General features: G+C 67.3%; 14 protein-coding genes. 8 read left to right on the top strand and 6 right to left on the bottom strand.

Translation table 11 applies throughout. From position 1 onward, the window contains the following. Positions 1 to 36: 36 nt before the first annotated feature. Positions 37 to 1,344: a threonine/serine exporter family protein gene (locus ACT3TD_RS12395; protein ID WP_441582999.1), complete on the top strand. Its 1,308-nt coding sequence runs from the start codon at positions 37 to 39 to the stop codon at positions 1,342 to 1,344. An 11-nt stretch (positions 1,345 to 1,355) separates the two neighbouring features. Here ACT3TD_RS12395 and ACT3TD_RS12390 read toward each other — a convergent pair whose 3' ends face one another. Then, entirely contained in the window at positions 1,356 to 1,616 is a 261-nt protein-coding gene (locus tag ACT3TD_RS12390) for a hypothetical protein (RefSeq protein WP_301442762.1), read from the bottom strand. A 105-nt stretch (positions 1,617 to 1,721) separates the two neighbouring features. On the opposite strand from ACT3TD_RS12390, the gene ACT3TD_RS12385 reads away from it, so the two are divergent. Continuing rightward, on the top strand, positions 1,722 to 2,405 hold the full coding sequence (locus ACT3TD_RS12385) for an SDR family oxidoreductase (protein WP_441579441.1): 684 nt from the start codon (positions 1,722 to 1,724) through the stop codon (positions 2,403 to 2,405). A gap of 16 nt (positions 2,406 to 2,421) precedes the next feature. Here the strand turns inward: ACT3TD_RS12385 and ACT3TD_RS12380 are convergent, their stop codons facing one another. Then, positions 2,422 to 4,005, bottom strand: a complete 1,584-nt coding sequence (locus ACT3TD_RS12380) for a succinic semialdehyde dehydrogenase (RefSeq protein WP_444615155.1) — start codon at positions 4,003 to 4,005, stop codon at positions 2,422 to 2,424. Positions 4,006 to 4,210: 205 nt separating this feature from the next. On the opposite strand from ACT3TD_RS12380, the gene ACT3TD_RS12375 reads away from it, so the two are divergent. Further along, the gene (locus ACT3TD_RS12375) at positions 4,211 to 5,101 is read left to right on the top strand and encodes a Bax inhibitor-1/YccA family protein (RefSeq protein WP_301442765.1); all 891 of its coding nucleotides are present in this window, start codon (positions 4,211 to 4,213) and stop codon (positions 5,099 to 5,101) included. A gap of 96 nt (positions 5,102 to 5,197) precedes the next feature. Here ACT3TD_RS12375 and greA read toward each other — a convergent pair whose 3' ends face one another. Both greA and ACT3TD_RS12365 read right to left on the bottom strand, forming a co-directional pair. Further along, positions 5,198 to 5,719, bottom strand: a complete 522-nt coding sequence (gene greA / locus ACT3TD_RS12370) for a transcription elongation factor GreA (protein WP_301442766.1) — start codon at positions 5,717 to 5,719, stop codon at positions 5,198 to 5,200. A 168-nt stretch (positions 5,720 to 5,887) separates the two neighbouring features. Beyond that, entirely contained in the window at positions 5,888 to 6,322 is a 435-nt protein-coding gene (locus ACT3TD_RS12365; protein WP_441579439.1) for a DUF4307 domain-containing protein, read from the bottom strand. 121 nt (positions 6,323 to 6,443) lie between these two features. On the opposite strand from ACT3TD_RS12365, the gene mca reads away from it, so the two are divergent. The 3 genes from mca to ACT3TD_RS12350 are packed head-to-tail and all read left to right on the top strand — an operon-like array spanning position 6,444 to position 8,545. Then, the gene (gene mca / locus ACT3TD_RS12360; RefSeq protein ID WP_444615156.1) at positions 6,444 to 7,373 is read left to right on the top strand and encodes a mycothiol conjugate amidase Mca; all 930 of its coding nucleotides are present in this window, start codon (positions 6,444 to 6,446) and stop codon (positions 7,371 to 7,373) included. Between the two features lie 36 nt (positions 7,374 to 7,409). Further along, the gene (locus ACT3TD_RS12355; protein ID WP_301442768.1) at positions 7,410 to 7,793 is read left to right on the top strand and encodes a hypothetical protein; all 384 of its coding nucleotides are present in this window, start codon (positions 7,410 to 7,412) and stop codon (positions 7,791 to 7,793) included. Continuing rightward, a complete protein-coding gene (locus ACT3TD_RS12350; RefSeq protein ID WP_301442769.1) occupies positions 7,790 to 8,545 on the top strand; it encodes an isoprenyl transferase in 756 nt (251 codons plus the stop codon). Before ACT3TD_RS12355 ends, ACT3TD_RS12350 begins: the two co-directional genes overlap by 4 nt. Positions 8,546 to 8,575: 30 nt before the next feature. Here ACT3TD_RS12350 and coaA read toward each other — a convergent pair whose 3' ends face one another. Continuing rightward, the gene (gene coaA, locus ACT3TD_RS12345; RefSeq protein ID WP_301442770.1) at positions 8,576 to 9,505 is read right to left on the bottom strand and encodes a type I pantothenate kinase; all 930 of its coding nucleotides are present in this window, start codon (positions 9,503 to 9,505) and stop codon (positions 8,576 to 8,578) included. 130 nt (positions 9,506 to 9,635) lie between these two features. Here coaA and glyA point away from each other — a divergent pair, with 130 nt between their 5' ends. After that, positions 9,636 to 10,943: a serine hydroxymethyltransferase gene (gene glyA / locus ACT3TD_RS12340; RefSeq protein WP_301442771.1), complete on the top strand. Its 1,308-nt coding sequence runs from the start codon at positions 9,636 to 9,638 to the stop codon at positions 10,941 to 10,943. A gap of 21 nt (positions 10,944 to 10,964) precedes the next feature. Next, positions 10,965 to 11,582 carry an isochorismatase family protein gene (locus ACT3TD_RS12335; protein WP_444615157.1) on the top strand — a complete coding sequence of 206 codons (618 nt, stop codon included), beginning with the start codon at positions 10,965 to 10,967 and terminating at the stop codon, positions 11,580 to 11,582. A gap of 88 nt (positions 11,583 to 11,670) precedes the next feature. On the opposite strand, the gene ACT3TD_RS12330 is transcribed toward ACT3TD_RS12335, so the two are convergent. After that, the gene (locus ACT3TD_RS12330; RefSeq protein ID WP_301442773.1) at positions 11,671 to 12,843 is read right to left on the bottom strand and encodes an acyl-CoA dehydrogenase family protein; all 1,173 of its coding nucleotides are present in this window, start codon (positions 12,841 to 12,843) and stop codon (positions 11,671 to 11,673) included. Positions 12,844 to 13,574: the final 731 nt, after the last annotated feature.

Here is a 13,574-nt window from a genome sequence, read left to right as displayed (position 1 = left end):
GCAGATTATGCCGTGGATGTCATATAATGCGTGGTCATGGACACATCTCCGGCGGACCGTGCTGGCGCAAAAGGTATCCGTGACGAACTGGGCCTGCTCGCCGACTTGGGCTGCGGCTTCCTGGAGTCCGGGCAGCCCGGCTGGCGGGTCGGGGAGACCCTGAAGCAGTGCGCGGACACCCGGGGCCTGATGGGGTTCCACTTCACCACCGTCGGGCGCCTCGTCATCGTCGAGGCGTCCCTGCCCGACAGCGGCACGGTGACGGTCACCACCTCGGCCAAGGCACTGGACCTCATCGACTGCACCCGCTCCTGGCAGCTGCACCGGCTCGCCGAGGAGATCACCGGGGAGGGGGAGGACACCTCCGGGCCCACCGAACGCAGCATCAACTCGCTGCACGAGCAGGTCACCCGGCTACGGGCGATCAGCACCCCGTGGTGGGCGGTGGCCGGCGGCACCACGATGCTCGCCTTCGTGATCTCGATGCAGCTCGGGGTGGGGTGGCAGGCGTGGCTGGCAGCGGCCGGGGTGCAGCTGGTCACGGCCTTCTGCGGGCAGGCGTTGGGGAAGTTCCGGATGCCGGAGCTGTTCTCCACGGTGATCAAGAGCGCGATCGCCGGCACACTGGCGACCGTGCTGGTTCTGGTCGACGTGCTCGACCCGGTGGCGGCGGCCGCGGCGATCGCGGTGAACTGGCTGTTGATCATCCCGTTACCCCAGGTCATCGGGGCGATGACCGATGTCATCGACGGTGACTACCTCTCGGCGGTGACCCGCGCGGGAAGTGTGGTGGTCACCGCGTTCGGGCTGGCGATCAGCGGCGTCTACGTCTTCACTCTCGGGGAGGTGCTGGACATGGACCACCCGCTGATCAGCGACGTGCCGGGGTTGCCGTGGTACCTGGCGTTGGTGTTCTCCGGGCTCGGGGCCCTGGCCAACGCCTTCGCCAACGGCGGGTGGCTGCGGTTGGCGCTGCCGGCGGTGACCATCGGTGTGGCCACCGGCGTGGTCAACCAGTTCCTCCTGGTCGTGGCCGGGGCGTCCACGGTGTGGGCGGCGGCCGGTGCGGCCACGGTACTGGGCGCGGTGTCGGTGATGATGGCGGTGCGTACCGGCTACCCGGACCACGTCTTCGCGCTGATGGGTGTCACGGGCGCGGTCCTGCCCGGGATCGCCGTGGTCTCCGGGATCCTCGAGGTTATGGGAGGGGAGTCCGGGGCGGAGCACTTCGTGTCCGCGGTGACGGTGTGCGTGGCGATCGGCACCGGGACGGCACTCGGTGCCTTCGTGGCCAACCGGACGCGGGAGTTCCTGAGGGCACGGCGGACACCTCAGCCCCGGTGACCGCGTGATTCTCAGGCGCTGGGCTTGGACTTCTTGTTCTGCAGCTGCTTGATGCCGAGCCAGCCGACGAGCACGATCAGCACGATCGGGAGCAGCTTGACGATGACCGCCACGGCACCGGCGAACGCGGTGGAGATGGCGATCACCGCGAGGATGAGCGTGAGGATGGTCAGCGCCACCGACAGGCTCTTGCGGTCCTGGTCCCAGGCGAACCAGGCGCCTGCGCCGGACAGCGCGCCGAGGATCAGGGTGGTGATTGCGGTACCGAACATGACGGTGTCCTTTCACGGTGCGTGAACTTGAAACTTCGAGCCCCGTGGGACGGTGTGCCCAGGGGTATCCACGAGCATACGTAACGCCCGTTACTCTCGTAGGACATGGACACCACGACAGGAACTGAACACGACAGACCACTGGCACTCGTCACCGGCGGCTCGCGCGGGATCGGGGCGGCCATCGTCGAGGACCTTTCGCGCACGCACCGGGTGATCTCCTGGTCCAGCGCGGACGTCGACCTCAGCGACCCGGCGTCGATCGCGCAGGCGGTGGAGCGTCTGCAGGACGGTGAGCAGGACGGGCTGGGGCGGTTGGACGTGCTCGTCCACTCCGCGGGGCTGGCCGGCGAGTCCACGGTGGGGGAGACGGGCTGGGAGCGGTGGCAGGAGATGTTCGCGGTCAACGTCTTCGGCGTGGCCGAACTCACCCGACTGCTGCTCCCCGCCCTGCGGGCGGCCGGCGGCACGGTGGTCGCGATCAACTCGGGCTCCGGTTTCCGCTCCGGGGCGGCCCAGGGTCCCTACTCCGGGACGAAGTTCGCGCTGCGGGCCGTCACGGACGCCCTACGGGAGGAGGAGCGGGGCCGGGTGCGGGTCAGCTCCGTGCACCCGGGCCGAGTCGACACCGACATGCAGGTCTCCCTGCAACAGGGGCGGGGCAACACCGACTACGACGGGACGCGCTACGTCGCCCCCGCGTCGGTGGCGGCGGCCGTCCGGCTGGCGGTGGACACCACCGACGAGGCGATCATCGAGGAGGTGTCCGTCCGCCCGGTCCGCGGCTGAGTGTTGCTGCTGAACGCTACTTCAGGATCTTGAAGGTCTTGCCGGCGAGCAGCAGGACGGTCATCACCGCGGCGTAGGCGCGCGGCTTGAGGAACTCCGGGCCGCGGATCGGCAGGACGCGCTCGTCGGTGACGTTCTGGGTCTCGGTGTACTTCAGCAGACCGTGGGAGCCCTGGCGACGTCCCTGCCCGGACTCGCCGGTGCCACCCATCTCGTTGTCCACGGAGGCGAAGGCGGCGGCGTAGCCGTCGTTGATGTTCACCGTGCCGGAGAACAGTCGCTCGGCGATGCCGGTGGCGGTCTTCGAGGGGCCGAAGACCGCGGAGTTCAGGCCGTAGTTGGTGTCGTTGGCCTTCTCCACGGCCTCGTCGTGGGAGTCGACCTTCTCGACGTACACGACCGGACCGAAGACCTCGCCGCGCTTGATCTCCGCCTCCTCGGTGACGTCGGTGAACACGGTCGGCTCGTAGAAGTAGGGGCCCAGGTCGGGACGCGCCTTGCCGCCGGCGACGAGGGTGGCACCCTTGTCGACCGCGTCGTCCACCATCTTCTCGACCGTGGACATCTGGCTGGCGCCGCTCAGCGAACCCATCTGGATGTTCCAGTCGAACCCGGCGCCGAGCCGCAGGTCCTTGGTGGCCTGGGCGAACTTCGGGACGAAGGCGTCGTAACGGTCCTTGTGCACGTAGATGCGCTCGATGGACACGCACAGCTGACCCGAGTTCGAGAAGCAGCCGGTCAGCACGGTGGGCATGATCTTGTCCAGGTCGGCGTCGCCGGTGATGATCATCGGGTTCTTGCCGCCGAGCTCGGCGGAGTAGTCGATGAGGCGACGGCCGGCGATCTCGCCGAGCTTCTTGCCGGTCTCCGTGGAGCCGGTGAACATGAGGTGGTCGCACTGCTCGGCGATGGAGTTACCCACCACGCGTCCCGGGCCGGTCACCAGCTGCACGAGCCCGCGGGGCATGCCGGACTCGAAGAGCAGTTTGAAGGCGTACAGCGCGGAGAACGGGGTGGAGGAGTCCGGCTTGGCGACGAGCCCGTTTCCGGCGGCGAGGGCGGGCAGCGCGTCCGACAGGGCCAGCGTCAGCGGGTAGTTCCAGGGGCTGATCTGGCCGATGACGCCCTTGGGCAGGTGGCGTTCGGTGGTCTTGGTGAGCACGGGCATCACGCCGGCACGGTGCTTCGGCTTGAGGAGCTTGTGCACCTGGTTGCCGTAGTAGCGGGCGGTGATCGCGCAGTGGATCACCTCCTCGTAGGCGGAGTCGCGCGACTTGCCGGTCTCCAGCTGGATGATGTCCATCATCGTCTTCTGGTTCTTGAGCAGGGTGTCGTGGAACTTGAGCAGGATCTTCCCGCGCTTCTTCGGGTCGACCTCCGCCCACCGCGTCTGGGCCGCGCGGGCGCGACGGAACGCCTCGTCGACGTCGTCCTCCGTGCCGCGGCCGACCCAGCCGATGGTCTCGCCGGTGAACGGGCCCTCGATCTCGAGGCGGTCGCCGTTGTCGATGCTTCCGGTCGCTGCGTTTACGGTGAGGGCCCGGAGCTCGGACGCCAGGGCGTCGGGGAGGGGGCCGGTTGCCAGGGTCTTTTTCGTCATGTGAAGCACAGTATCGAAGAATCGGGACGCACTTCGCGGAATTGTGTAATCACGCCTACGGGAACACGGGGCGGGGTCTGTACGTTGTTATGGTGTACAGCAGTAACCGCGTTCACTCGGGACGTCGGCGTCGGCGACGGCGACCGGCCCAGGTGGGGCCGCGGGGGACACAGACTAGAGAATGTGACGGAAGGACAAAGACGTCGTGAGAAGTTCGAACCCCTTTATGAGTTCGCTGGCCCAGTCGGAGGGCTCCGCCCAGGGCCGGCAGGGGCAGTCCGCCGCATACCAGCAGGGCTACCAGTCCGCGGGGGAGCAGTGGGGCCAGCAGGGTCAGCAGACCCAGCAGCAGCCCGGGTACCAGCAGTCCCCGAATTACGGTGCCCAGACCGGTAGCTCCGACCGCCCGATGACCATCGACGACGTGGTCACCAAGACCGGCATCACACTGGCGGTCATCGTGGTCATGGCCGCGGTGAACTTCATGATCGGCATGAGCAACGAGAGCCTGGCGATGACGCTGACCTTCGTCGGTGCCATCGGTGGCCTCGTGGCCGTGCTGGTCTCCGCGTTCGGCAAGAAGTACGGCTCCCCGGTCGTCACCCTGGTCTACGCGGCCTTCGAGGGCCTGTTCGTCGGTGGCTTCTCCTTCATGTTCACCAGCGTGGAGTTCAGCGGCGGTGCCAACGCCGGCGCGATGATCTTCCAGGCCGTGCTCGGCACCATCGGCGTGTTCGCCGGCATGCTGATCGTCTACAAGACCGGCGCGATCCGCGTGACCCCGAAGTTCACCAAGATGCTCCTCGGCGCCATGGTCGGTGTCCTGGTGCTGGTGCTCGGTAACTTCGTCTACGCCATGATCACCGGCGAGAACAGCATGCTGCGCGACGGCGGCCCGCTCGCCATCATCTTCTCGCTCGTCTGCATCGGTCTGGCCGCCATGAGCTTCCTGGCCGACTTCGACCAGGCGGACAAGATGATCCGCGCCGGTGCACCGTCCCGCTACTCCTGGGGCGTCGCCCTCGGCCTTGCCGTCACCCTGGTCTGGCTCTACACCGAGATCCTGCGACTGCTGTCCTACTTCAACAGGGACTAGCAGCCCACGGCAACATGAGAACCGCCCCACCGGAGAGGATTCCGGTGGGGCGGTTCTTTTGTCTTACCCGGGGGGCCGTTGCCGGCCCGTCGCGTCCTACTGCTCGGCGCGGGGGACGTCGCGGTCCGGGTCGTAGGGCTCCGCCTTGACCAGGGTCACGGTGATCGTGTCGCCCGTCGGGCTCTTGTACTCGCGGGACTCACCCTCCTTGGCGCCGATCAGCGCGGCGCCCAGCGGGGCGTCGGTGGAGTAGGTCTCCAGGTCGGGGTTGGAGGACTCCAGACCGCGGGTACCGATCAGGAAGGTCTCCTTGTCGTCCTCGTCGCCGTCGTAGTAGATGTGCACCACGGAACCGACGAGAGCCACACCGGACTCCTGCGGGGCCTCACCGATGGTGGCGCTGTCCAGCAGCTCCTCGAGGTAGGCGATGCGGGCCTCCTCCTGGCCCTGCTGCTCGCGGGCGGCGTGGTAGCCGCCGTTCTCCTTGAGGTCACCCTCTTCACGGCGCTCGTTGATCTCGGCGGCCAGAGCGGGACGATTCGCCTTCAGCGCGTTGAGCTCGTCGTTGAGCCGGTCGAAGGATTCCTGGGTGAGCCAGGTCGTCTGATTGTCTGCCATGAGCGTTCGCGTCCTCCTGCAGGTAGACCACAGTGTTCAGCCTGTTTTGCCGGACAGGGTCTGAGGTCGTTCGGGAAAAGCCGCGGGGCGGTCCCCACGGCACAGTTGTCGGGGCACAGTGTACCACCAGGGGGATTCGGGTGATTCCCCCGTGTCGTCAGGTGGCCGTCAGTCTTCGTCGATGCCGGAGGTGTGTTCGGAATCGAGGTAGTCGGGGAAGACCGTGGAGCAGCCGTACACGTCGGGGGCGACAGGACGTCCCGTCGTCGGGATGTCGACGACCAGGCGCGTGCTGGACGTGCCGCCGGCGGCGACGACCGCCTCGCGGCGTCCGATCTCCGCGCGCGACTCGTCGAGGGCGGTGACGATGCAGTAGGCGGGCTTGTCGGTGTCGTCTCGCGTGATGTCGACGGTCATCCGCAGGGTGTCGTCGCCGACGAGTTCGTGGCCCGCGGCGTCGCCGGTGGCGTCGGCACTGGTGCTGTTGCGGAACTGCGAGAACACGTAGACACCGACCGCGATCAACAGGATCACGATGCCGATGACGATGAACTTGCCGCTCACACCCTGTTGACGGGAGGAACCGTAGGTCGCCTTGCTCATTCCACAAATCGTAGGCCCTGCCACCATGGAATAGCCAGTCGAACGGATTGGACGCGCCCCGGCCGGAAGCGTTGAATGGGTGAGTTGACCGAAACAGACCACGAAGACGACGACTGAAGGGGTGCGATCCGTGAGCGAAGGAGCTCCCGACCACAGCACAGAATGCTCGACCGCAGAGAGCCGGCCCGGTCAGGGTCTGCGGCTCCTGGCCGTCCACGCCCATCCGGACGACGAGTCCAGCAAGGGGGCGGCGGCGATGGCACGCTACGCCGACGAGGGCGTCGAGGTCATGGTGCTCACCTGCACCGGTGGCGAACGCGGCAGCATCCTGAACCCGAAGATGGACGTCCCCGGCGTCGTGGACAACATGAACGACGTCCGCCGCCAGGAGATGGCCCGGGCCGCCGACATCCTCGGCGTCACCCACCGCTGGCTCGGTTACGTCGACTCCGGACTCCCCGAGGGGGACCCGCTGCCGCCGCTGCCGGAGGGGTGCTTCGCGCTCGCGGACACCGAGGCGGTCACCCTGGAACTCACCCGGGTGATTCGGGACTTCCGCCCGCACGTGGTCATCACCTACGACGAGAACGGCGGCTACCCGCACCCCGACCACATCAAGACCCACGCGGTGAGCATGCGCGCCTACGACGCCGCCGCGGACCCGGACTACCACCCGGAGGTCGGACGCCCGTGGGAGGTGCAGAAGGTGTACTACACGCACGGTTTCATCAAACGTCGTTTCGAGCTGCTCGCCCAGGCCAGCCTCGAGTCCGGCGACGACAACGCCACGGTGGCGCTGGACCGGTGGAAGGACATGCCCGACATCATGCCGCGGGTGACCACCCGTGTGGAGTGCGCGCCGTGGTTCGAGCGTCGGGACGACGCCCTGCGGGCCCACGCCACCCAGATCGACCCCGAGGGCCCGTTCTTCGCCGTGCCCACCGCCCTGCAGCAGCAGGTCTGGACCACCGAGGAATTCGAGCTCGCCAAGTCCCGGGTGGAGACCAGCCTGCCCGAGGACGACCTTTTCGCCGGCGTCGTGCCCGAATGAGGCTGACTGCCGCTACCTTCGATAGGCTCTGAAGACATGATCACGGTTTCCCCGTCCCTAACCTCCACCGTCTCCCTGGTTGCCCAGGAACAGGTCAACCGCGGCCCGCAGGGGCCGGAGTTCGGTAAGGCGGCACCCGTCGGTCTGCTGGTGATCGTGGGCCTGCTCGTCGTCATCCTGGCCCTGGGCTACCTGTTCAACCGGCGTATGCGCAAGATGCACAAGCGGCGCGACTTCGCCGAGGCCAACGGCATCGACCCGTTCGACATCGACACCATCGACCGGCGGATGGCGCAGGAGGAGGCCGCGGACGTGGAGAACACCCGCCGCAACGCCGCCGAACGGGCCGGGATCGACGCGCACGACGGGGACGACGTGCGCAGCACCGACGGAGAAGATGCAGGTGGCGACCAGCGGTGATTCTCTACTCGCTCTACGAGCGACGACTGCAGCGTGAGCTGAAGGGCCGTCGGCGGCCCAAGCACGTCGCCATCATGTGCGACGGTAACCGCCGGTGGGCCCGCGAGAACGGCTTCACCGACGTCTCCCACGGCCACCGTGTGGGGGCGAAGAAGATCGTCGAGGTCGTCGACTGGTGCGACGAGCAGGACATCGAGTCGGTGACCGTCTACCTGCTCAGCACCGAGAACCTGCGCCGGAGCGCCGAGGAGCTCGGCCTGCTGATGCGGATCATCGGCGACGTCTCCGACGAGCTCGCCGCCGCCAAGGGGCGTTTCCGGCTGCACGTCATGGGACGGCTCGACCTCATCCCCGACGAGCTGCGTGAGCGTATGCGTCATGCTGAGGCGCGGACGGCCGACCACACCGGGGTGCACGTCAACATCGCCGTCGGCTACGGCGGACGGCAGGAGATCGTCGACGGCGTCCAGAAGCTCGTCGACGAGCTCGCAGGCAAGGGGATCGCACCGGAGGAGATGAGCGCGCACATCACCGACGGCGCCATCGGCGACCACCTCTACACCTCCGGGCAACCGGACCCGGACCTGGTGATCAGGACGTCCGGCGAACAGCGTCTGTCCGGCTTCCTGCTGTGGCAGTCGGCGTACTCGGAGATCTGGTTCACCGACACCTACTGGCCGGCGTTCCGCCGCCTGGACTTCCTGCGCGCCCTGCGCGACTTCTCCGTGCGCGAACGCCGCTACGGCAAGTAGGCACACAGGTCGTCCCGGGGGAGGACGCCCCTAGATCTTGCGCATCCGTACCGCCTCCACCAGGTGGTCGGGGCCCTTGCGCAGGACCAGGGAGGCGCGCACCCGGGTGGGCAGGATGTTCTCCACCAGGTTCGGCAGGTTCACCGTCTGCCAGATCTCGCGGGCGACGACCAGCGCGTCTTCGTCGCTCAACGCCGCGTAGTAGCGGAAGTGGGCGTCCGGCTTGCGGAAGGCGGTGTTCTTCAGCTTCAGGAAGCGCTCCACGTACCAGCGTTCGATGTCCCTGCGGTCGGCGTCCACGTAGACCGAGAAGTCGAAGAGGTCGGAGACCATCAACGTGGGCCCCGTCTGCAGCACGTTGAGCCCCTCGACGATGAGGATGTCCGGACGGTCCACGACGTGGACCTCGTCGAGGCGGTCGTACTTCTCGTGCGAGTACACCGGCGCGGGCACCCGCGGCACCCCCGACTTCACCGCGGTGACGAAGTTGAGCAGGGCCTTCTGGTCGTAGCTCTCCGGGTATCCCTTGCGGCCCATCATGTGCCGCTTGTTGAGTTCGTCGGCCGGGTAGAGGAAACCGTCGGTGGTGATCAGGTCCACCCGCGGCCGGGACTCCCAGCGCTGCAGCAGGACCTGCAGCAGGCGGGCGGTGGTCGACTTGCCCACCGCCACGGAGCCCGAGACGCCGATGATGAACGGGACGTGGGGCATGTCCTCGCCCAGGAAGGTCTGCGTGGCACGGTTGAGCTGCCGGATCGCCTCGAAACGCAGGTCGATCATCCGCGACAGGGGGAGGTAGACCTCGCTGACCTCGTCCATGTCGATGTCCTCACCGATGCCGCGCAGCTCCTCGAGTTCCCCGGAACTCAGGACCTGGGGCATGGAACTCCGTAAGGAGCGCCACTGCGACCGGTCGAGCTCGATGTAGGGGGAGTACTCGTCGGGGTTACGGGCTGGCATGGAGGCTATTGTGCTACCCCGGCACCATGTGGGGCCAATCACCCGCCAGCAGTGCCCGCAGGTGTGTCAGGTTATGATGTTTCGTGATTGATCTGATCCAGTGCGGCCGACGTGAAAGGCGATCCACCCCATGAGCCAGACGAACCACCCAGACCAGTCCCAGCACAACGCTGAACTGGCGGACTTCGACCCGGAGGTGGCCGCGGCCATCGCCGGCGAACTCTCCCGCCAGCGGGACACCCTGGAGATGATCGCGAGCGAGAACTTCGTTCCGCGCGCGGTCCTCCAGGCGCAGGGCTCCGTTCTGACGAACAAGTACGCCGAGGGCTACCCCGGACGCCGCTACTACGGCGGTTGTGAGCACGTCGACGTCATCGAGGACCTGGCCCGCGAGCGCGCCAAGGCCGTCTTCGGCGCCGAGTTCGCCAACGTGCAGCCGCACTCCGGCGCACAGGCCAACGCCGCGGTCCTGATGGCCCTGGCCAACCCCGGCGACAAGATCATGGGTCTCTCGCTGGCCCACGGTGGTCACCTGACCCACGGCATGAAGCTGAACTTCTCCGGCAAGCTCTACGAGGTCGCCGCCTACGAGGTCGACCCGGAGACCTTCCGCCTGGACATGGACAAGGTCCGTGAGCAGGCCATCAAGGAGAAGCCGGCCGTGATCATCGGCGGCTGGTCGGCCTACCCGCGTCACCAGGACTTCGCCGCCTTCCGTGAGATCGCCGACGAGGTCGGGGCGAAGCTGTGGGTGGACATGGCCCACTTCGCCGGCCTCGTCGCCGCCGACCTGCACCCGTCGCCCGTGCCCTACGCCGACGTGGTCTCCACCACCGTGCACAAGACCCTCGGCGGCCCGCGTTCCGGCATGATCCTGGCGAAGCAGGAGTGGGCCAAGAAGCTCAACTCCGCGGTCTTCCCGGGCCAGCAGGGCGGCCCGCTGATGCACGTCGTCGCCGCGAAGGCCGTGTCGATGAAGGTCGCGCAGACGGACGACTTCCGTGACCGTCAGGCACGCACCCTCGAGGGCGCGAAGATCCTCGCCGAGCGGCTCACCGCCCAGGACACCACCGACGCCGGCGTGCAGGTGCTCACCGGCGGCACGGACGTCCACCTCGTCCTGGCGGACCTGCGCAACTCCGAGCTCAACGGCCAGGAGGCCGAGGACCTGCTCCACGAGGTCGGCATCACCGTCAACCGCAATGCGGTGCCCTTCGACCCGCGCCCGCCGATGGTCACCTCGGGCCTGCGTATCGGCACGTCCGCCCTGGCGTCCCGCGGTCTGGACGCCGAGGCGTTCACCGAGGTCGCCGATGTCATCGGCACCGCCCTGGCCAAGGGCAAGGCGGCCGACACCGAGGCGCTGCGTGCCCGCGTCGACAAGGTTGCCGCGGACTTCCCCCTGTACCCGGGGCTGGAGGACTGGAAGATCAACTGACCCGGACCTAGTGTTGGCGTCATGAACGCTGCACACCGGGCACTGATCGTCGTCGACGTCCAGAACGACTTCTGCCCAGGGGGTTCCCTGGGCACGGAGAAGGGGGCGGACGTCGCGGCGGCGATCACGCAACACCTGCGTGCCCACGGCGAGCGCTACGGCGTCGTCGTGGGGACGAAGGACTGGCACATCGACCCCGCCGGGCACTTCGCGCCCGACGGGGTCGAACCCGACTTCGAGGAGACCTGGCCGGTGCACTGCGTGGCCGGGACCCACGGCGCGCAGCTGCACCCGGCGCTGGACGCGTCGCTCGTGGACGCGTGGTTCCTGAAGGGGGAGTACACCGCGGCCTACTCCGGCTTCGAGGGGCACCTGGAGGACGGTGCGGGGGAGGACGGCGCGGGCGCCGCCGGTGCTGCGGAGGGCGGCACCCTGGCGGCGTGGCTGCGCTCACGCGGCGTCACCGAGGTGACGGTGTGCGGCATCGCCACGGACTTCTGCGTGCGTGCCACGGCCCTCGACGCGGTGGCGGAGGGCTTCACGGTGGAGCTGCTCAGTGAGCTGTGCTCGCCGGTGACCGTGACCGGAGGGGCGGTGGCCGTGGAGCAGATGGCCTACGTGGGGGTCACCGTGGCGTGAGCCCGGCACACGGCAACCCGGGAGGCTGGTCGGACCAGCCTCCCGGGTTGCCGAGTCATGCAGGAGAGGTGAGGGGGAGGGGTGGGTGCTACTTCTCGCCCTTGGCCAGCTTGCGGCTGATGATCTCGAGCATGATCTCGTTGGGGCCGCCGTAGATCGGCTGGACGCGGGAGTCGAGGTAGTGCGTGGCGATGGGGTACTCCAGCATGAAGCCGTAGCCACCGTGCAGCTGGACGGCGGTGTTGACGACCTTGATCTGCAGCTCGGTGGTCAGGTACTTGGCCATCGACGCGGTGGTCTCGTCGAGCTCACCCTTGACCTTGGCGGCCACGGCGGCGTCCACGAAGGACTGTGCGGACTGGATCTCGGTGGCCATCTTGGCCAGCTCCCAGCGGTAGGCCTGGTGGTCCACCAGACGGTTGCCGAAGGTCTTGCGCTCCTGGGAGTGCTTGTACACCAGGTCGAAGGCGCGGCGGGACGTCGCGATGGAACCCACGGCGATGGAGACGCGCTCCTGGGCCAGGTTCGTGCGCAGGTAGCCGAAGCCGGCGCCCTCCTCGCCGAGGAGGTTCTCGGCAGGGACCTTGACGTTCTCGAAGGACAGCTCGGCGGTGTCCTGTGCCTTCAGGCCGACCTTCTTCAGCGGTGCGGCCTTGGTGTAGCCCTCCATGCCGTCCTCGACGATCAGCAGGGAGACACCGGCACGACCCTTGGAGGGGTCGGTGATGGCGACGACGATGGTGAAGTCGGCCTGGATGCCGTTGGAGATGAAGGTCTTGGAACCGTTGAGGACGAAGTTGCCGTCCTCGTCGCGCGGGGCGGTGGTGCGGATGCCTGCGAGGTCCGCGCCGGCACCGGGCTCGGTCATGGCGATCGCGGCGATCTTGTCACCGGCGCACAGCGGGCGGAGGAACTTCTCCTTCTGCTCGTCGTTGGCGAAACGCTCGAGGTAGGGGATCACCAGGTCGTTGATGACCTGGAGGGAGACGATGACCGAACCGCAGTCGGCCTCGGCGAGCTCCTCGGAGAGGATGGCGTTGAAACGGTAGTCCTGCATTCCGCCGCCGCCGAACTCCTCGGGGGAGGTGATACCCAGCAGTCCGAGGTTACCGGCGGCCTTGAACATGGCGCGGTCGCTGAAACCCTGCTCGTGCCACTTGTCGACGTGCGGACGGACCTCGGCGTTCACGAAGTCCTTGCAGGTCTCCCGGAACATGTCGTGTTCCTCGTCGAAGATGGTGCGGGGGAGGTAGTTCTTCATTGCGTCCTTCCGGATCGGTGCCGAGTGCCGTGGAGGGGGCAAGAACCTTGTCCATGTGATCCACGTCTCTTAGATGTTACAAATTCATATTAACCATCGTGTGCGCAAAGGGGTAATGGCAGCCCAACCTGGGGGAGGATTGTGGGGTGGGAAACAATATCGGCGACAGTGAGTACCGGATCACAGTTGGCTCGGACGGGGAGGGGCGGGAGGGGGCCAGGAGGGGAGCTGGCGGTCGGGGATCCTGCCATCATTGGCGGGGGCAGGCGGTGGGGGTGGCACCGTGAGCGGAAAGCGTCTCGGATGAAACGGCAGGTCAGGCTAAGTTAGGGCAGGCTCGCACGAATTACATCACGTGAATGTTGTCTAATTGTTGACATCCCGGTTTAGGTCTCGCTAACCTCATGGATGTGTCGAAGGCTAGTCACCTCGACGCACTGCAGTTGTGGATCAGCCGCAACGGCAGGTGGAACCCAGGGTTCAGTCCGAATCCGCACGATCCGGCTTCCTCTTCTCACCGGATCGACGCGCTCGGGCTGCGGCACCTCCAACGCGCTGCCCTGGACTGCAGTTCACCTGCCCGTCGCGGCACAGCGGAGAAACTGCGCGACACCGGATTCGTCACCCGGCGCTCGCGCTCTCCACGAGGGCCCCGCCCTCCCGGTTCGTCACCCGGGAGGACGGGGCCCTCACTCTTTTCATTGCGAACCCCCGTCAGGGGCCAAGTTCGA

It is taken from the genome of Corynebacterium sp. AOP36-E1-14 (genome assembly GCF_052377495.1).
In the GTDB taxonomy this organism is placed as follows: Bacteria; Actinomycetota; Actinomycetes; order Mycobacteriales; family Mycobacteriaceae; genus Corynebacterium.
This window is presented reverse-complemented; position numbering and strand designations above follow the sequence as displayed.